General features: G+C 47.5%; 15 protein-coding genes and 1 pseudogene. 14 read left to right on the top strand and 2 right to left on the bottom strand.

What is annotated here, in order from left to right:
- Nucleotides 1-96 precede the first annotated feature (96 nt).
- From KIV40_RS12605 to KIV40_RS12590, 4 genes and pseudogenes are all read left to right on the top strand, one after another.
- Nucleotides 97-1,065 (top strand): annotated as a pseudogene (locus KIV40_RS12605) (VC_2705 family sodium/solute symporter); the annotation flags it as partial.
- A gap of 94 nt (nucleotides 1,066-1,159) precedes the next feature.
- Complete coding sequence (locus KIV40_RS12600) at nucleotides 1,160-1,645, top strand: hypothetical protein (protein ID WP_285349492.1); 486 nt, start codon at nucleotides 1,160-1,162, stop codon at nucleotides 1,643-1,645.
- 214 nt (nucleotides 1,646-1,859) lie between these two features.
- Nucleotides 1,860-2,240 carry a hypothetical protein gene (locus tag KIV40_RS12595; RefSeq protein ID WP_285349490.1) on the top strand — a complete coding sequence of 127 codons (381 nt, stop codon included), beginning with the start codon at nucleotides 1,860-1,862 and terminating at the stop codon, nucleotides 2,238-2,240.
- Between the two features lie 16 nt (nucleotides 2,241-2,256).
- Entirely contained in the window at nucleotides 2,257-3,642 is a 1,386-nt protein-coding gene (locus KIV40_RS12590) for a lyase family protein (RefSeq protein WP_005530884.1), read from the top strand.
- Nucleotides 3,643-3,699: 57 nt separating this feature from the next.
- Here the strand turns inward: KIV40_RS12590 and KIV40_RS12585 are convergent, their stop codons facing one another.
- Together KIV40_RS12585 and KIV40_RS12580 are read right to left on the bottom strand one after the other, a co-directional pair.
- Nucleotides 3,700-7,131, bottom strand: coding sequence for a hybrid sensor histidine kinase/response regulator (locus KIV40_RS12585; protein WP_285349487.1), 3,432 nt, complete (start codon nucleotides 7,129-7,131; stop codon nucleotides 3,700-3,702).
- 143 nt (nucleotides 7,132-7,274) lie between these two features.
- On the bottom strand, nucleotides 7,275-8,465 hold the full coding sequence (locus tag KIV40_RS12580; RefSeq protein ID WP_005428780.1) for a 3-phenylpropionate MFS transporter: 1,191 nt from the start codon (nucleotides 8,463-8,465) through the stop codon (nucleotides 7,275-7,277).
- A 241-nt stretch (nucleotides 8,466-8,706) separates the two neighbouring features.
- On the opposite strand from KIV40_RS12580, the gene KIV40_RS12575 reads away from it, so the two are divergent.
- From KIV40_RS12575 to KIV40_RS12530, 10 genes are all read left to right on the top strand, one after another.
- Nucleotides 8,707-10,533: a DUF294 nucleotidyltransferase-like domain-containing protein gene (locus tag KIV40_RS12575; protein WP_285349484.1), complete on the top strand. Its 1,827-nt coding sequence runs from the start codon at nucleotides 8,707-8,709 to the stop codon at nucleotides 10,531-10,533.
- Between the two features lie 35 nt (nucleotides 10,534-10,568).
- A complete protein-coding gene (locus KIV40_RS12570; protein ID WP_285349482.1) occupies nucleotides 10,569-11,201 on the top strand; it encodes a 3'-5' exonuclease in 633 nt (210 codons plus the stop codon).
- A gap of 217 nt (nucleotides 11,202-11,418) precedes the next feature.
- Complete coding sequence (gene acs, locus KIV40_RS12565; protein WP_285349480.1) at nucleotides 11,419-13,371, top strand: acetate--CoA ligase; 1,953 nt, start codon at nucleotides 11,419-11,421, stop codon at nucleotides 13,369-13,371.
- Between the two features lie 307 nt (nucleotides 13,372-13,678).
- On the top strand, nucleotides 13,679-14,128 hold the full coding sequence (aroQ, locus tag KIV40_RS12560) for a type II 3-dehydroquinate dehydratase (RefSeq protein WP_005428757.1): 450 nt from the start codon (nucleotides 13,679-13,681) through the stop codon (nucleotides 14,126-14,128).
- 60 nt (nucleotides 14,129-14,188) lie between these two features.
- Nucleotides 14,189-14,653, top strand: a complete 465-nt coding sequence (accB, locus tag KIV40_RS12555; protein WP_005530870.1) for an acetyl-CoA carboxylase biotin carboxyl carrier protein — start codon at nucleotides 14,189-14,191, stop codon at nucleotides 14,651-14,653.
- Nucleotides 14,654-14,667: 14 nt separating this feature from the next.
- On the top strand, nucleotides 14,668-16,011 hold the full coding sequence (accC, locus tag KIV40_RS12550; protein ID WP_005440401.1) for an acetyl-CoA carboxylase biotin carboxylase subunit: 1,344 nt from the start codon (nucleotides 14,668-14,670) through the stop codon (nucleotides 16,009-16,011).
- A gap of 130 nt (nucleotides 16,012-16,141) precedes the next feature.
- Nucleotides 16,142-17,029 carry a 50S ribosomal protein L11 methyltransferase gene (gene prmA / locus KIV40_RS12545; protein ID WP_005428804.1) on the top strand — a complete coding sequence of 296 codons (888 nt, stop codon included), beginning with the start codon at nucleotides 16,142-16,144 and terminating at the stop codon, nucleotides 17,027-17,029.
- A gap of 139 nt (nucleotides 17,030-17,168) precedes the next feature.
- A complete protein-coding gene (gene dusB, locus KIV40_RS12540; protein ID WP_285349478.1) occupies nucleotides 17,169-18,137 on the top strand; it encodes a tRNA dihydrouridine synthase DusB in 969 nt (322 codons plus the stop codon).
- Between the two features lie 23 nt (nucleotides 18,138-18,160).
- Nucleotides 18,161-18,457, top strand: a complete 297-nt coding sequence (fis, locus tag KIV40_RS12535) for a DNA-binding transcriptional regulator Fis (RefSeq protein WP_000462885.1) — start codon at nucleotides 18,161-18,163, stop codon at nucleotides 18,455-18,457.
- A 207-nt stretch (nucleotides 18,458-18,664) separates the two neighbouring features.
- Nucleotides 18,665-19,654, top strand: a complete 990-nt coding sequence (locus tag KIV40_RS12530; protein ID WP_086368908.1) for a sensor domain-containing diguanylate cyclase — start codon at nucleotides 18,665-18,667, stop codon at nucleotides 19,652-19,654.
- The last annotated feature ends 374 nt before the right edge of the window (nucleotides 19,655-20,028 follow it).

Genomic DNA, 20,028 nt, shown 5'->3' with positions numbered 1-20,028 from the left:
CCCGCAGTACCGATCATCAGTGACCCCCCTGTGTCAGCATAGTTGTCGCCTTAGAATTTAATTCATTTTGTAGACAACTATGCTGACACAGGGGGGTCACTGATGATCGGTACTGCGGGTCTACCACACGTAATCATCCGTTTCTTTACTGTACCTAAGGTTCGTGATGCTCGTACATCAGCCGGTTGGGCACTTGTTTTCATCGCTATCCTTTACACAACAGCACCTGCAGTATCTGCAATGGCGCGTCTAAACCTAATGGATACCGTTAACCCAGCTCCTGGTCAGCACCTTGCTTATGATGAGCGCCCTGACTGGTTCAAGAACTGGGAGAAAACAGGTCTACTAGGCTTTGATGATAAGAACGGCGACGGTCTGATTGAGTACACGTCAAACCCAGCAACCAACGAGCTGAAAGTTGACCGAGACATCATGGTATTGGCAAACCCAGAGATTGCTAAGCTACCTAACTGGGTAATCGCACTTGTAGCAGCAGGTGGTCTAGCGGCAGCGCTATCGACGGCGGCAGGCCTACTACTAGCCATCTCGTCCGCAATATCCCATGACTTAATCAAAGGTGTGATAAATCCGAATATATCCGAGAAGAAAGAGCTACTCGCGAGTCGAATCTCCATGGCAGTCGCCATCGCAGTCGCCGGTTACTTAGGCTTGAATCCACCAGGGTTTGCCGCAGGTACGGTAGCCCTCGCCTTCGGCCTGGCAGCATCTTCCATCTTCCCTGCATTGATGATGGGTATCTTCAGTAAGAGCATCAACAAAGAAGGCGCAATCGCAGGTATGATTGCAGGTATCAGTATCACGCTATTCTACGTGTTCCAGCATAAAGGCATCTTGTTTGTATCTGACTGGACTTACCTACAAAGCTGGGGTCAGAACTGGTTCCTAGGCATCGAGCCGAACGCATTTGGTGCAATTGGTGCGGTATTTAACTTTGTTGTGGCATTCGCGGTATCAAGAGTAACAGCAGAAACACCACAAGAAGTAAAAGACCTTGTCGAGCACGTGCGTGTACCAGCAGGCGCTGGCGGTGCGGTAGACCACTAAAATATAACCCAAACCACAAAAGCCCCGCTTGGGGCTTTTTTATTCGCTAGATTAGGTTAATTTAACCTTATGACATTGTAGCAAGGAAGCCAACATGTTAAAAAACAAGCACTTTATTATCGCTCTGTTGATCGCCCCAATTCTGTCTTTGATCGCTTATTTCGGTACTGACATGGCTCTGAGTGAAAAACCTCATGCCGCTAAAGAAGGGGAAAGCTACAAACTGATCAGCAAATCGAATTGCCGTTATACCAGTGGCTTGTGTGATATGGAGAACGGTGACTTTAAAGTGAAGTTTCGCTCAGAAAAGCTGACGCAAGATAGCTTAGAGTTGTCTTTGCATGCGGCTTATCCACTGGAAGGGGTGAAGCTGTCAGTGGTGGATAGCCAAGAGCAAAACGCACAGCCAATTGACATGACGCCAGCGGGTCAAGACGGACAAAACTGGACCATCACTTTACCTAAGCCAGCATCAGCAGACAGTTGGCTACGTGTTGCGATTCAATCGGAAGGCACACTTTACTACGGTGAAACGCAAACCGCGTTTGTGAAATACGAGACCTTGTTTACAGAGCAGTAAGTTTATCGGCCTCTGAACAAGCACTGCTGTTTGAGGTCGGCCCTATCTCGCGAAAAATACCGAGCTCAGTTGTAGGGATTGAGCTCATTGACTTCAGCCGATACTGAGTCCGAGTATCGGCTTTTTTTGTTGTGTTATTTCCTTAAAAAAGCTGTGGTTGCTAATCGACAATTTATTGATAATAATTATCATTATCTAGAGTGTCGAGGTAAATATGGACAGCAGCCAAGCCATCTACAATGCATTTTTTAAAGCGCAAGACCAATTCCTACACGTGTATGCGCCAAGCGGTTTCGAACCCGATGTGATTCATGATTACGTCCATTGGGGAATGGTGCTGTCATCCATTTACGATCACGATGCAGAGCACCAGAATCTGTTGCTGTGTGAGCTGTATTTGCGCCGAGTCTACTTCCATCTACTGGATGCCATTCAAGACCCAACCCGTAGCCGCATCTTCCGCCGAGTCTGCCTCGACTCTATTCACACACCGCTACTTTGCCTCAAACGTTACTACTACCAATTTGAGGATGGCGACGTGAAATTTCTCTCATTACAACAACAATTACGTCTGATACAGACGCCTCTCGATTAAACAAAAGGAACCTACCATGACCACGGAATTCCGTATCGAAGCGGACAGCATGGGCGAAGTCAAAGTCCCTGCCAACGCTTTGTATCAAGCCCAAACTCAACGCGCTGTCGATAACTTTGCTTTTAGCAAACACACCATGCCGACGGGCTTTATCCAAGCACTCGCCCACATCAAACAAACCGCAGCGCTCACCAATGCCCAACTTGGCTTGCTAGAAGGTGATATTGCCAATGCCATCGCCGATGCTGCGCAAGCCATCATTGATGGTAAACACTTCGACCAATTCCCTATCGATGTATTCCAAACCGGCTCAGGCACCAGCTCAAACATGAATGCCAACGAAGTGATTGCAACATTGGCGTCTGAGCACCTAGGCGGAACGGTCAATCCAAATGATCACGTCAACATGGGTCAAAGCAGTAACGACGTAGTGCCTACTGCAATTCAAGTCAGCTCTGCAATTGCGATTGAAAAACAGCTACTGCCTGCACTGTCTCACTTAAGTGAAACACTAGAGACTAAGCAGCAAGCACTAAAAGATGTGGTGAAAACAGGTCGCACACACCTCATGGATGCGATGCCAATTACCTTCGCCCAAGAGCTTGGCGGCTGGCAGTTCCAAATTGAACATGCTAAGCAAGCTATTGAGCAAACACTGCCAGCAGTGAAAGCGTTAGCCCAAGGTGGAACAGCGGTGGGCACAGGGATCAACGCCGATCCACGCTTCGCCGATCTTTTTGCTGATAACCTAACGCAATCAACGCGCATCGAGTTTGCTTCAAGCAAAAACTTCTTCTTCAATCTCAGCAGTCAGGATGCGATCGTCGCCCTATCGGGACAGCTCAAAACAGCAGCAGTTGCGATCATGAAGATCGCAAACGATCTTCGCTGGATGAACTCAGGTCCACTCGCAGGCTTGGGTGAAATTGAACTGCAAGGTTTGCAACCGGGCTCTTCTATCATGCCGGGCAAAGTAAACCCTGTGATTCCAGAAGCAGCAGCCATGGCGTCTGCACAAGTGATTGGTAACGACGCGACCATTACCGTTGCCGGTCAATCGGGTAACTTCCAGCTAAACGTGATGCTGCCAGTGATTGCGCACAATGTACTAGAAAGCATTGAACTGTTGTCGAACAGCGCCGTAGCTTTGGCAGATAAAGCCATCGCGACGTTTGAAGTGCGCCAAGACAACCTTGATGTTGCACTGGCGAAGAACCCGATTCTGGTCACCGCACTTAACCCCGTGATTGGCTACCTAAAAGCAGCCGAAGTAGCGAAGAAAGCCTACAAACAAGGTCGCGCTATCATTGATGTCGCAGAAGAAGAAACAGACTTGGATCGTGCAACATTAGAAAGACTGCTCGATCCAGCCAAACTGACTCAAGGCGGGGTGGCTGAATAAGTCACTGGCCGATTACCCCTTTAAAGCAAAAGACCTCCAATCGGAGGTCTTTTTTTTCTAGGCGACTCGATTGAGCACCGAGCGCAGTTTCAAAGGTTTCACCGGTTTGGCGATAAAACTGAACCCATTGGCTTTAATGCCTTCCATCATATCATCGGTTCGATCGGCACTGATGATCACCCCTTCAAAGCGGTCCCCAAGACGCAAACGACATTGCTGCAACACTTCCAATCCCGTCCGACCATTATCTAAACGGTAATCGGAGAAAATCACATCCGGCAGCCAGTCGTCTTCCAATGTTTTAAGACTCTCGACAATATCAGTCGCAATGCGAATGTCGCAGCCCCAGCGCGAGAGTAAGTTTTCCATCCCAACAAGAATATCCGGCTCGTTATCAACACATAGGACACGAATATGGCTTAAATCGGATTGTGCACTCTTCACCGCTTTGACCGCCGGAATGTGCACCTTCTCTGCCTTATCTAAGTTAATCGAGAACACACTGCCTTTACCGAACCAAGAACGCATCGAGATTTCATGCCCTAGTACTTGAGCAATACCTTTCGAAATAGCCAAACCTAACCCCAAACCTTGGTCTGAACGGACTTGAGTACCACGATTAAACTCTTCGAAGATCTCTTGTTGCTTCTCTTCTTCGATGCCCATGCCGTTATCCCACACATCGATACGCACTCGGCCTTGTACGCGACGCACACCAAGCGCTACTTTACCACTCGGGCTATAACGGAATGCATTGGTAAGGAAGTTCTGTACCACGCGGCGCAGCAATTTCGGGTCGGATTTCACCATCAAAGACGATGGGATCATGGTGAACTCAATGCCTTGTTGTTTCGCTAGTGCGCTGAATTCAGCATTCAAGTTAGCTAATACATCATTGACTGCAAAGCCATGCACATTGACGTCCAACTTGCCCGATTCCAAACGTGAAATATCCAGCAAGTCACCAATCAAATCTTCCGCCGCCCCCAACGCACTCTCAATGTGGGTCGATAGCTTTTGGGTTTCACTGTCTTTGGCCACTTCCGACAACGAAGAAGCAAACAGTCGTGCGGCATTCAGCGGCTGCATCAAGTCATGACTCACCGCGGCTAAGAAGCGCGACTTAGACTGCGACTCATGTTCAGAACGTTGCGTCGCTGCCACTAGTTGTTTGTTCAGTTGTTCCAACTCACGAGTACGAGCACGAACGCGTTCTTCTAGTGTCTCATTAGCGTCTTTCAGAGCTTGCTCTGCATCGCGGAACACGGTGATATCGGTAAAGCTCATAACGAAACCACCACCAGGCATTGGGTTGCCTTGCACTTCAATTACGCGACCATCTGGACGCACACGGGAAGAGGTATGTCTCGTGCCTTGTTCAAGGTGATAAACACGGCGACGAACGTGATCTTCAGGGTCACCCGGACCACATAAACCTTGCTCAGCATTATGACGAATCACATCTGCAATCGGACGCCCGACCTGAATCAATCCCGGCGGGAAAACAAATAACTCCAGATAACGTTGGTTCCACGCTACCAGCCTTAATTGCTTGTCGACCACTGCGATGCCTTGTCCAATGTGTTCAATCGCCCCTTGCAGTAAGCCACGACTGAAATCATACAGTTCTGAGGCTTCATCAACGATGGTCGCCACTTCCTCAAGCTGCATGTTTCTGCCTTGTAAAGCAGAAGTAAGTACTAACTTAGCTGAAGAAGCACCAAAAACACCGGCAAGTACACGTTCGGTGTGTCGAATTAAGGTAGAGGGGGCTTGTTGATTGGGAAGCAGCTCTTCGCGTTGCTGACTCCAATAGGTTTGGAAGGCAGATTTCACTCGCGTGCGGCCGACAAATCGTGACGCTAACATCTCCAGCTCACTGACCGTCACACGGCTCTGATACAAACTGATGTTTTCGCTTTCAGGCAACGGCGTACCAACGAATGAAGCCGATTGTAAGCGTTCACTTATGCTTGGACGCGTAGCTAATGATACCGCGACAAAACAGGCAGCATTTGCCACCACGCTGAGGATCATACCCCAGTCAGAAACGGCAATATCAAAGCCTGCCAATAAATCTGGTGGCGTGATCAGCCAAATCAGCAAGTTGTTGGTTGCATCGCCCGCCAGCATGTCGGTTTGGCTCATCAAAGTAATCAACCAAATGGTGAAACCCACCAGCAAACCGACATACACGCCTTTCTTGTTGCCCTGACGCCAGTACATACCACCAAGCAGAGACGGAGCGAACTGGGTAATCGCAGCAAACGAGAGAAAACCTATCGCAGAGAGTGAGTGGATACTATCTAAAGCCTGATAAAAGCCCCATGCACCAATCAAAAGAAGTAGAATAAGTCCGCGACGTATACGTAATAACAGCTTAGAAAAATGGTGATGATTACGCTTTGATAACTTCATCCGACGCAGAATCAGCGGCATCACCAAATCGTTCGATACCATGATCGCTAAGGCAATGGTCGAGACGATGACCATGCCACTTGCCGCCGAAGTACCGCCCAAAAATGCCAGCAAAGCGATGTCATTCGCACCCACTGCCATCGGCACACTGATCACGTACGTATCGGCAGGGCTACCACTCAATAGGCTTTGCCCTACCCACGCGATTGGCAGAACGAAAACGCCCATCAGAATCAGATACAGTGGGAACAACCAACGAGCGACGTGCAAGTCTTGCGCGCGTTCATTCTCGACCACCATGGTGTGGAACTGACGTGGCAAACAGACAATCGCCAGCATAGTCAGAATGGTATGAATCAACAAAGTCGGAATATTGGGTGATTCATAGGTTTCAGCAGCAATATCGACGAGATGGAAGCTCTCGGTATCCATCGCAAGCCAAACAATAAACACGCCCACCACTAAAAACGCCACCAGCTTGAGTACTGATTCAAACGCAATTGCCATCATCATGCCGCGGTGATGTTCGGTGTTATCGATATGACGCGTACCAAACAGCATTGTGAAGTTCGCCATCGCCCCCACTACAAACCAAGACACGCTGTAGTTTTGATAACTGAGATCAGATGCTAAATCTGGCGCGATGATCTCCAACCCCATAGTGATGCCACGCAATTGCAAAGCGATATATGGAAGAATGCCGGCCACGGCGATTAAGGTGACAACCACCGCCAAACCTTGTGATTTACCATAGCGGGCGGCAATGAAATCGGCAATGGAGGTGATGTGCTCGCGCTTGGCAATCAAGATCAGCCGAGCGAGCACGCGCCAACCGATGGTAAACACGATGATCGGCGCGATATAGATGGGTAGGAAGGACCAAGGGTTGTTGCTCGCCTGTCCGACCGTGCCGTAAAAGGCCCACGACGTACAGTACACTGCAATCGACAAACTGTAGATCCATGGTCGCCAACGCGCTAACCATCTCTTTTGTTTGTCACCGTACCAAGCGATTAAAAACAGGACTCCCAAATACGCCAAAGAAACGGGAATCACTAGCCATCCTTGCATCCGATATCCTTTCTTACTTTTCTTGCCTTTCTTGCTGTTTTTAAAGCAAGGAATAAAAAAACCTCTCCATAAGGGAGAGGTTTCATTTAACACTGCTTTCACAACAGAGACAAAGGTTAGTTTTTAATCTCTGTCACAGAAGCTTAATTCTGTGCTTCGGAGGCATTAGCTGAGAGGTCAACCACGTTGCTTTCATCATTTTGAGGCTCAACTTTGATGAACAACGCGACAAAACCCATCGCCGCCATCAACCAGAAGATATTTGCGCCCCAGTGCTCGTAACCCCAGCCACTGATCACCGTCATCAGCGCGATAAACGCACCCAGTGGAATCGCGTTGTACAATGCCTGTAATGCCACCATCTTGTTCTCTGCTGAGTTTTGGATGTATTGAATCGCAGCAATATGCGCCATGGCAAACGTCACGCCGTGAAGCATTTGCACCACTACCAGTGCCAAAATAGAGGTTGTTGCAGCTGTCATTCCCCAACGTAGCATCACACCACCAGCTGCCACGACAAACAGAGTACGCAGAGACCAGCCAGCGAATAGACGTTTACTCAAAGCAAACACAGCAACTTCAGCTGCCACGCCTAGGCTCCACAAGTAACCAATCACGTCTTCTGAGTGACCAGCCGCTTTCCAGTGAATCGCACTAAAACCGTAGTATGCCGCATGGCTGCCTTGGATTAACGCCATTAATACAAGGAACTTTACAACTGGTTTATCCGTCAGCAACGCTGAGAGTTTTGGACGCTCAGAATGTTGACCGCCACGTGTCACCGGCATTGGATTGGTGTTACGCATCGCAAACAATAGCGAGACAAACACACCGACCATTGCCGTGTACAAAATCATGTCCGAGCCAAACTCTGCCACCAAGTAACCCACCACTGTCGAGCCAGCAATAAAGGCAACCGAGCCCCATAAACGGGTGCGACCGTAATCGAGCATCTTCAAACGAGCGTAGTAGTTCGCCATCGCATCAGACAGAGGCACGACAGGACCACAACACAAGTTAAACAAGACGGTGGCAAGCGCCATTAACCAAAAATTACCGCCAGTGAAAAAGTGGAAACCAACAAAAATGAGGGCAGCAAAACTTAACCAGCGTAGCGCTGGCATAATGTGTTCAACCTTATGCAAACGTGGCGTAAGTACCATGTTCGCCACACAACGCGTCGCTAAGCCCAAACCAACCAACAGACCAATATCTGTCGGAGAAACACCCTGCTCTTTAAACCACAACGACCAAAATGGCAGATACACGCCATACGCAAAAAAGAATCCGAGAAAGTACTGGGAAATCCAGCCATACGGAGAGGGTTTCAACATCACTGACATCCTAAAAAACGAAAAAACTAACGACTTCCGACACGTAAACGTTTGGGACGCGGAATTATGGATCGCAATGCGTTATAGAAAAAGGGAAGAATCGGCAACTTACCGTTTCCTCAATGGCACAGGATCTCGAAATGCAAAATTAGATTGTGACGATTTAGACCAAAGTCGTCTGGCTTCGGCAGGGAAATTTGTCAGACTTGGGAATGTGTTCCTACCAAATTTAGGTGCTCTCATGCCTGACAAATTTAACATGCAATCTCCACCGTTCGACCGCCTAACTGACTCGCAGCAAAATCGATTGCGCTCGTCTCTTGATGTGGCGTACTACCGAACGCGAGATGTCATATTAGCTTGTGGGCAAGACAACCCTCACCTACACGTGCTAATTAAAGGCGCTGTAGAAGAGCGCTCAAAAGATCATGACGAAGTGTTTGCTCACTACGCTAATGACGACATGTTTGATGTGCGCTCTTTGTTTGAAGAAAGTGTACGCCATCAGTATGTGGCACTGGAGGATACCCTGTCGTACTTGCTGCCCAAGGGCGTGTTTCTTGAGCTGTACAACGAGAACGGACAATTCGCCGCCTACTTCGATAACAACTTATCCAAACGCCAAGCCCTCATTGAAGCGGCTCAGCAACAGCAAAACCTTGCCGAATTCATTCTGACTAAAGTCGATAGCAGCATCTATCATCCACCGATGCTATTAGCTGCTGATATGCCAATTAATCAGGTCACCAAAACACTCAAAGACAATGGCATTGACGCTGCTTTGGTTCAGCTTAACCAAGATGACCCACGCCTAGAGCAACATCCATCGGCGCATCCCTACGCGATAGTGACGCGAACCAATATGCTCCATGCCGTGATGCTTGACGACCACCCACTCGATACGCCAGTGAGTGAGATTGCGACCTTCCCTGTTTATCACGTGGATGATGATGACTTCTTGTTTAACGCCATGATCACCATGACACGCAATCGCATGAAACGTCTAATGGTGTGCGAAGGCAATCAAGCGGTCGGTATGTTGGACATGACACAAATCCTCAGTGCGTTTTCCACTCACTCACACTTACTGACACTCAGTATAGCGAGAGCCAGCAGCGTGGAAGAGTTAGCCCTTGCTTCCAATCGACAGCGTCAGTTGGTGGACAGCTTGCTGACCAATGGTATCCGCACTCGCTTCATCATGGAGTTGATATCTGCTGTAAATGAACAAATCATCGAAAAAGCGTTTGAGCTTGTGGTGCCACCAGCACTGCACGATCACTGTTGTCTGATTGTGCTTGGCTCGGAAGGTCGTGGAGAACAAATCCTCAAGACCGATCAAGATAATGCACTGATCATCCAAGATGGGCTGGAATGGGAACACTGCGCCGAAGTGATGCAAACCCTCACACACACCTTGCAGCAACTGGGTTACCCACTCTGCCCTGGCAAAGTCATGGTTAACAATCCGAAGTGGGTTCGAACGCAGCAAGAATGGATTAAAACGCTCGATGGTTGGATTACTAAAGCACAGCCTGAACAAATCATGGATTTAGCCATCTTCAGTGATGCCCATGCGGTCGCAGGCAATCGAGAGTTGCTCACGCCTATCGCCGAGCACCTCAGAGATAGCATGAAAGATCGTATGTTGATTCTGTCCGATTTCACTCGCCCTGCTCTGCAATTTTCCTCGCCTCTTTCTCTGTTTAGTAACGTAAAAAGTGCTAAAGATGGGCTGGATATAAAGCGCGGCGGCCTCTTTCCAATCGTGCATGGCATTCGCACTTTGGCATTGGAATACGCGATTGAAGAGAATAACACCTTTGAGCGTATCGAAGCACTGAGAAACAAACGCATCTTAGAACCAGAAACCGCAGACAACCTCAACGAAGCGCTGAAGCTGTTCTTCAAGATCCGTTTGAACCAGCAATTGAGTAAGCAGGAAGCACTGAACAATATCGACATCAAACAGTTAGACCGAACAGAACGAGACCTGCTGCGCCACAGCTTACATGTGGTGAAGAAGTTTAAGCAGTTCTTAGGCTTCCATTATCAAATCCGTGATTAGAGTCTTTTAGGCAAATAAGACGAGAGGTAACAGGGATGAATTGGCTACAAAGGAAATACTGGCATTACAAACTGAAGGGCTCACCTTATCAACCACTGTTTTGTTCGCCGCAAAAAGGTGAGTTTGTCTCTCTCGATTGCGAAACCACCAGCTTGGACCCAAATAGAGCCGAGCTGGTCACCATCGCTGCGACCAAAATCATCGATAATCGCATCATCACCAGTAAACCGTTCGAAGTTCGACTGCGCGCCCCGCAATCACTCGATTCAGGTTCAGTGAAAATTCACCATATCCGCCACCAAGATTTGGTGGATGGCATCAGCGAAAAAGAAGCACTCACCAAGCTGCTCGACTTTATCGGCAATCGTCCTTTAGTTGGCTACCACATTCGCTACGACAAAAAGATCCTCGACCTCGCTTGTCTGAGGCATTTAGGCTTTCCACTACCGAACCCGCTCATCGAAGTGAGCCAGGTTTATCACGATAAGCTCGAACGTCATTTGCCTAACGCCTACTTCGACTTAAGTCTTGATGCGATTTGTAAGCACCTTGAACTGCCGATTCAAGACAAACACGATGCCCTGCAGGACGCAAAATCCGCCGCTTTAGTGTATGTGCGTCTCACCAAAGGCGATTTACCAAACCTGAGCGTGCCTTATACCCAATAGGTTCAATACTCAGCTTTCGATCCACCTCCCACATTCGCTTTAAATTCAGCAATATCGCGGCGCATTCCTCACTCTCATCCTAAAGTCTAATTGTGGAAATACGCGCTGTGACTGACAGTTATTATCACAGCAACGTTCTTGATGACACATAAACCAAGAACGAACACAGCCCTACAAAAGACGAAGGTCGAGAATTAAAGGCACAAGGAGAGAAGCCATGAGCGAAGCCCACGTTTATCCGGTAAAAGAAAACATTAAAAACCATACGCATGCGGATAATGACACTTACCTAGCCATGTATCAGCAGTCGGTAACCGACCCAGAGGGCTTCTGGAGCGAGCACGGTAAAGTTGTCGATTGGATTAAGCCATTCACTCAAGTTAAAAACACCTCTTTCGATACCGGTCACGTCGACATTCGTTGGTTCGAAGACGGCACACTAAACGTATCTGCAAACTGTATTGACCGTCATCTTGCCGAGCGTGGCGATGAAGTCGCGATCATCTGGGAAGGCGATGACCCTGCGGACGACAAAACCCTCACATTTAATGAACTGCACAAAGAAGTGTGTAAGTTCTCTAACGCGCTAAAAGAGCAAGGCGTGCACAAAGGCGACGTGGTTTGTCTTTACATGCCAATGGTGCCAGAAGCGGCTATCGCAATGCTGGCATGTACGCGTATTGGTGCGGTTCATACCGTGGTATTTGGTGGTTTCTCGCCAGAAGCCCTGTCCGGTCGTATCATCGACTCAGATGCGAAAATCGTTATCACTGCTGACGAAGGCGTTCGTGGTGGTCGCGCAGTACCACTGAAGAAAAACGTTGATGAAGCACTGACAAACCCAGAAGTAAAAACCATCGACAAAGTTGTCGTTCTAAAACGCACGGGCAGTGATATTGATTGGCACGAGCACCGTGACGTTTGGTGGCACGAAGCAACGGCTGTTGTTTCTGACGTATGTCCACCAGAAGAGATGAAAGCGGAAGACCCTCTGTTCATTCTGTACACTTCAGGCTCAACAGGTAAGCCAAAAGGCGTGCTGCACACCACAGGTGGTTACCTAGTGTACGCGACCATGACCTTCAAGTACGTGTTCGATTACCAAGAAGGTGAAACGTTCTGGTGTACGGCGGATGTGGGTTGGATTACGGGTCACACTTACTTAATTTACGGTCCACTGGCGAACGGTGCGAAAACCATTCTGTTCGAAGGTGTACCAAACTACCCAAGCACGGCTCGCATGAGTGAAGTGGTTGATAAGCATCAAGTAAACATTCTCTACACTGCGCCAACAGCGATTCGCGCCCTAATGGCGAAAGGTAACGAAGCGGTAGCCGGAACCTCTCGTTCAAGTTTGCGTGTAATGGGCTCAGTAGGTGAACCTATCAACCCTGAAGCATGGGAGTGGTACTACAAGACCATCGGTAATGAAAACTCACCGATCGTTGATACTTGGTGGCAAACAGAGACAGGCGGTATCTTGATTGCGCCACTGCCAGGTGCAACCGATCTAAAACCAGGCTCTGCAACTCGCCCATTCTTCGGTGTACAACCAGCGCTAGTGGACAACATGGGTAACATCATCGAAGAAACCACTGCAGAAGGTAACTTGGTGATCCTTGATTCATGGCCAGGTCAGATGCGTACTGTTTACGGTGACCACGAGCGCTTTGAGCAAACCTACTTCTCTACCTTCAAAGGCATGTACTTCACCAGTGATGGTGCTCGTCGTGACGAAGATGGCTATTACTGGATCACAGGTCGTGTAGATGACGTATTGAACGTCTCAGGTCACCGAATGGGTACCGCAGAGATTGAGTCAGCACTGGTTGCACACGATAAGATTGCGGAAGCAGCGATTGTCGGTATCCCTCATGACATCAAAGGTCAGGCAATTTACGCATACGTCACGCTTAATGATGGTGAATTCCCATCAGCTGAGCTGCACAAAGAGGTGAAAGACTGGGTACGTAAAGAGATTGGCCCAATCGCAACGCCAGACGTACTGCACTGGACAGACTCTCTACCAAAAACACGCTCCGGTAAAATCATGCGTCGCATCCTACGTAAGATTGCAACGGGTGATACCAGCAACCTAGGTGATACTTCAACACTGGCCGATCCAAGTGTTGTAGACAAGCTAATTGCAGAGAAGGCAGAACTGGCATAACACCCAGCCTCCGTTTTAAACGCTAGCTCTAAAAGCCACCATTGTATATGGTGGCTTTTTTGTGCGTGGACGCAAAATAAACCACAAAAAGCACGTGGCAATCATGTTGTTTTTGTTAACTTGGTTACAGAAACGACGGGGGCTATTGGGAGATTAGACCAGTAAATTGCTGCTAATTGCTGTGAATTAGCTATAATCTTGGTCGATTTTTTAAAATTTGCTCGGTTTTAACAAAAAAATCGTGCTGAATTATCGTATATTTGGGAATATAAACGTTCCACTCACGATAAAGGAAGATAGCAACATAATGTCTGCAAAGTCACGGATTCTAGTTCTAAACGGGCCAAATCTTAATCTATTAGGTCTGCGTGAACCGACACATTACGGTAACAACACCCTAGCACAGATTGTTGACGCATTGACTGAACAAGCTCACAACTCTGGGGTGGAACTTGAACACCTGCAATCGAATCGTGAGTACGAACTGATTGAAGCTATCCACGCTGCGTACGGCAAAGTGGACTTCATTATCATCAACCCAGCGGCTTTCACTCACACCAGTGTCGCGCTGCGTGATGCATTACTTGGCGTAGCCATCCCATTTATCGAAGTGCACCTATCGAACGTTCATGCTCGTGAGCCGTTCCGTCATCACTCTTATCTGTCTGATAAAGCAGAAGGGGTGATTTGTGGCTTAGGTGCACAAGGTTATGAATTCGCTCTGTCTGCAGCAATCGCGAAATTGCAGGCAAAGTAAACCAAACACTCTGCAGCCCTTTTGGGTTGTCTTAATCACAAGATAAAAGAGAAAGAAAAGATGGATATTCGTAAAATCAAGAAGCTAATCGAGTTAGTTGAAGAGTCTGGCATTGCTGAGCTAGAAATCTCTGAAGGTGAAGAGTCAGTACGCATCAGCCGTAGTGGCCCTGCAGCTCCAGCACCAGTTCATTACGCAGCAGCTCCAGTAGCAGCACCTGCGCCAGTGGCAGCAGCTCCAGTAGCAGACGCACCAGCAATGGCAGCAGAAGCACCAGCAGCAGTTCCTGCAGGTCACCAAGTTCTTTCTCCAATGGTTGGTACTTTCTACCGCTCTCCAAGTCCAGACGCGAAATCATTCGTTGAAGTTGGTCAGAGCGTAAATGCTGGCGACACACTATGTATCGTTGAAGCAATGAAAATGATGAACCAAATCGAAGCGGACAAATCAGGTGTTGTAACTGCAATCCTAGTTGAAGACGGCCAGCCAGTTGAATTCGACCAACCACTAGTTGTAATCGAATAAGCGGGGCTTGCCTTATGCTAGATAAAGTAGTCATCGCGAACCGAGGTGAAATTGCACTTCGTATCCTTCGCGCTTGTAAAGAATTAGGCATTAAGACTGTGGCAGTGCACTCAACAGCTGACCGCGATCTTAAGCACGTACTACTTGCAGACGAAACCGTATGTATCGGTCCTGCTCGTGGTATCGACAGCTACCTAAACATCCCTCGTATCATTTCTGCAGCAGAAGTGACGGGTGCAATTGCGATTCACCCGGGTTACGGCTTCCTATCTGAGAACGCAGACTTTGCTGAGCAAGTAGAGCGCAGCGGTTTCATCTTCGTTGGTCCTAAAGCAGACACCATCCGCATGATGGGTGACAAAGTGTCAGCAATCAACGCAATGAAAAAAGCAGGCGTTCCTTGTGTACCAGGTTCTGACGGTCCACTAGATAACGACGAAGACAAAAACAAAGCTCACGCTAAGCGTATCGGCTACCCAGTAATCATCAAAGCCTCTGGTGGCGGCGGTGGTCGTGGTATGCGTGTTGTACGTTCTGAAGCGGAACTTGTTCAAGCTATCGCTATGACGCGTGCAGAAGCAAAAGCGGCGTTCAACAACGACATGGTTTACATGGAGAAATTCCTAGAAAACCCTCGTCACGTTGAAGTTCAGGTAATTGCTGACGGCCAAGGCGGCGCTATCCACCTAGGTGAACGTGACTGTTCTATGCAGCGTCGTCACCAGAAAGTTGTTGAAGAAGCACCAGCACCAGGCATCACTGAAGAAATGCGTAAGTACATCGGTGAACGTTGTACTCGTGCATGTCTAGAAATCGGTTACCGCGGCGCAGGTACGTTCGAATTCCTATACGAGAACGGTGAGTTCTACTTCATCGAAATGAACACTCGTATTCAGGTTGAGCACCCAGTAACAGAAATGGTTACCGGCGTTGACCTAATTAAAGAACAGCTACGCGTAGCAGCAGGTCAGCCACTTTCATTCACTCAGGATGACATCAAGATCCGCGGCCATGCAATTGAGTGTCGTATCAACGCAGAAGACCCAGAGCGTTTCCTACCTTCACCAGGTAAGATTGAACGCTTCCACGCGCCAGGCGGTATGGGTGTTCGTTGGGAATCTCACATTTACACTGGCTACACAGTACCACCTCATTACGATTCAATGATTGGTAAACTGATCACTTACGGTGAGAACCGTGATGTAGCGATTGCACGTATGAAGAACGCACTAGGCGAGATGATCATTGAAGGCATCAAGACTAACGTTACTCTACAAGAGTCAATCATGAATGATGAGAACTTCCAACACGGTGGTGCGAACATTCACTACCTAGAGAAGAAGCTAGGCCTACAATAAGCCTTCGCTAACCTCATAATAAATGCCCACATCTGTGGGCATTTTTGTTTTGTATAAAGTCTATACTCAAACAAATCGTAGAGTTCTGGTAAACTCTGCGCCACTTCATTCACTTTAAGAGCAAAAACAAATGCCTTGGATTCAAATCAAACTCAATGCGACCAATGAAAACGCTGAGCAAATCGGCGACATGCTAATGGAAGAGACTGGTGCGCTGTCTGTAACATTCCTAGACGCGCAGGATACGCCTGTATTCGAACCTCTACCTGGCGAGACTCGCTTATGGGGCGATACTGACATTCTGGCACTGTACGATGCAGAAGCTGATACAAACTTCATCATCACTCAAATCAAAGCAAGCAACATGCTAGCGGACGATTTTGCTTACAAAGTAGAACAGCTAGAAGACAAAGACTGGGAACGCGAGTGGATGGAAAACTTCCACCCAATGAAGTTCGGCGAACGTCTATGGATTTGCCCAAGCTGGCGTGAAATTCCAGAGCCAGACGCAGTAAACGTAATGCTAGATCCGGGCCTTGCATTCGGTACAGGTACTCACCCAACGACTGCATTGTGTCTTGAGTGGCTAGAGGGTCTCGATCTATCAGGTAAGACAGTAATCGACTTCGGCTGTGGTTCAGGCATCTTAGCGATCGCAGCGATCAAACTAGGCGCTGAAAAAGTTATCGGGATCGACATTGATCCTCAAGCACTACAAGCATCTCGCGACAACGCTGAACGTAATGGCGTAGCCGATCAACTTGAAGTGTTCCTACCTCAAAACCAACCTGAAGGTCTAATTGCAGACGTTGTGGTTGCAAACATTCTTGCAGGTCCACTACGTGAACTAGCACCAATCATTAAAAGCCTAGTGAAGCCAAATGGCGACCTTGCAATGTCGGGTGTTTTAGACACTCAAGCAGAAGATGTAGCGAACCATTACCGTGACGAGCTTCACATTGACCCAATCGCAGAGCAAAGTGAATGGTGTCGCATCTCTGGTCGTAAGCAAGGCTAGACAAGGTTTTCAGGGCTAATTGTTTGAATTTCATACAAATTACAAAAACAATTTGTAAATGCTCAAATATTAGTCTTTTCACGCAGTAAAAAAATGCGTAAAATGCGCGCCCTTGCTGGTACAGAACTGTGATGACGTTTTGAAAATCGGAAACTATCAACTTAAGAACAATCTAATCGTAGCCCCTATGGCTGGTGTAACGGATAGACCATTTCGCGAGTTGTGTCTTCGCTATGGTGCGGGAATGGCCGTCAGTGAAATGATGTCTGCTAACCCGAAGCTATGGGGAACGTCAAAGTCGAAACAGCGCATGGTGCATGAAGGCGAATCGGGCATTCGCTCTGTACAGATTGCCGGTTCCGATCCACAGCTTATGTCCGATGCAGCTCAATTCAGTGTTGAAAACGGTGCGCAAATCATCGACATCAACATGGGCTGCCCAGCAAAGAAAGTGAATAAGAAGCTGGCGGGTTCTGCACTGCTTCAATACCCAGACATCATCAAAGAGATTTTGACTGCGGTAGTGGACGCGGTAGACGTTCCTGTAACGTTAAAGACCCGTACTGGCTGGAACACAGAAAACAAAAACTGTGTTCACATCGCTAAATTAGCCGAAGACTGCGGCATACAGGCTCTTGCACTGCATGGCAGAACAAAAGCGTGTATGTACAAAGGTGAGGCCGAATACGACAGCATTAAAGCGGTTAAACAAGCTATATCCATTCCGGTTATCGCAAACGGTGATATCGATAGCCCGGAGAAAGCGAAGTTTGTACTGGAGTACACCGGTGCAGACGCTTTAATGATTGGACGTCCTGCCCAAGGTCGTCCTTGGATTTTCCAGGAAATCCATCACTATTTGGAAAACGGCACCACAATGGATGAGCTTCCAAGTGAGGAAGTGAAAGCCATTATGCTTGGTCATGTTAACGCTCTGCATGGTTTCTATGGAGAGTTCTTAGGTCCACGTATCGCGCGCAAGCACGTTGGGTGGTATCTAAAAGAGCATGAGCATGCGAGTGAGTTTCGCCGTACCTTCAACGCTATCGACGCAGCTGAGCTGCAACTTGAGGCGTTAGAGGGTTATTTTGATAACGTTGCATCATAATTAAGAGAAGAGCTAGACCGAATATGTTCGAACAAAATCTGACTTCAGAAGCATTAACAGTAACTACAGTAACGTCACAAGACCAGATTACTCAAAAGCCTTTACGTGACTCTGTTAAAGCGTCTCTTAAAAACTACCTAGCTCAACTAAACGGCCAGGAAGTAACAGAACTATACGAATTAGTTCTAGCTGAAGTTGAACAGCCACTACTAGATACCATCATGCAGTACACTCGCGGTAACCAAACTCGCGCAGCAACTATGATGGGCATCAACCGCGGTACTCTTCGCAAGAAACTTAAAAAATACGGCATGAACTAATACGTTCATACAGTATTTTTGTAAAAAAGGCTTGGCCAGCAATGGTTAAGCCTTTTTTATTGCCTTTAAGCCATCCAGCTCTGCGTTCCTCATATTCTGTGTAAACATTAGTCAAATCTGATACATTGAACTGTGATCGGTATTGATTGTGAACTCAATATAAACAGATATAATCAAAGACTTACTTTGGATAAAGGAACTAACCTCGTGATTTACAAAGAAAGGGAAGATTGGCTCCATGCCATTTTGAATACCCTCCCTGATCATGTCTTTATCCTCAATGAACAAGGTCGCTATATCGAAAGTTTCGGTGGCACTTATCATTCAAAGTACTTCAATGCGCAAAGCTATACCAACCTCAAGTTGAACGATGTTTTGTCGACAAGCAAAGCCGCTGAGTTGCTTGGTTATATTGGTGATGTACTCCACTCTAACGAGCCAAAAGTCGTCAAATACAGTATCGCACTACAAGATCACCTACTAATGCCAATAGAAGAACTAGAGGCGTTAGACAATCCAGAAGAGACCTGGTTTGAAGCAATCATCAAGCCTGTAGAAGACCTACAAAGTGGCGAGAATTGGGTAATTTGGTCTGTCCGTGACGTTACGAAAACCCACCTACTTGAAAAGCGCTTGAAAGAGCTCTCAGAGACCGATGAGCTAACTGGTGTATTGAATCGACGAGCATTCTTAACCAGCCTAGATAAGGCTATGAGCTCACATTTGCGACCGTCTCAAACACTCTCCTGCATAATGATCGATATCGACCACTTTAAAGAGATTAATGATCAAGTCGGCCACTTCTCTGGGGATCAAGTGATCCATCACGTAGCCAAGATCTGCCAGCGAGCAATTCGCGGTAGTGACTTTATTGGTCGCTTAGGAGGAGAAGAGTTTGCTGTGATCTTAGTTAACACTAGTGCAATACAAGCCTATGATGTAGCAGAGAGAATAAGAGAGGCGATTCAAAATGCGCCATGTAAAGTTGATGGTATTGAGATCAGTACAACTGTAAGCATTGGCGTCGCAGAATATGATGAGCAAGTATCTAGCACTACGGAGCTCATGGTTAACGCCGATAAAGCTATGTATTACTCGAAGCACTCGGGGCGCAACCAAGTAACGCTTCACCACGGTAGTATTCCTGATGTGAAACTACAGCACTCTACCAACTTAAGAATCCAAAAGGTTTCTTAACTTTCTCTGTCTTATTTAAAATTAATCAACCCCATACCCATTTCACTCTATACACCTTCCCTCTTTAAAATCTGTTATACACGGCCTTCTAGCGTGCTCTATACACCCAAGGATACTTTCTTAATACAGTTTGTGGGTTAGCCTCAGAAAGGCCTATAAGTTATTGCAGAGTCGGACAAGGTGAGATGCGGAGAAGTAGTGCGTTAGCACTACATCGCAGCCAGTTGTTTAGGCGGAACAAAGAATAGTGAACAATAGTAAAAGAAGTTTAGAAGCGCCTTTAACAAGGTCTTGTCATTGGAATGAATTTACTTTGCTCCAAATGCAAAAAAGCCCACTCTTTCGAGTGGGCTTCTTCAAATTAAAAGCCTGGC

The sequence above is a fragment of the Vibrio sp. D173a genome (assembly GCF_030248475.1).
The sequence above is the reverse complement of the archived record's forward strand: the minus strand, read 5'-3'. Positions and strand labels throughout refer to the sequence as shown.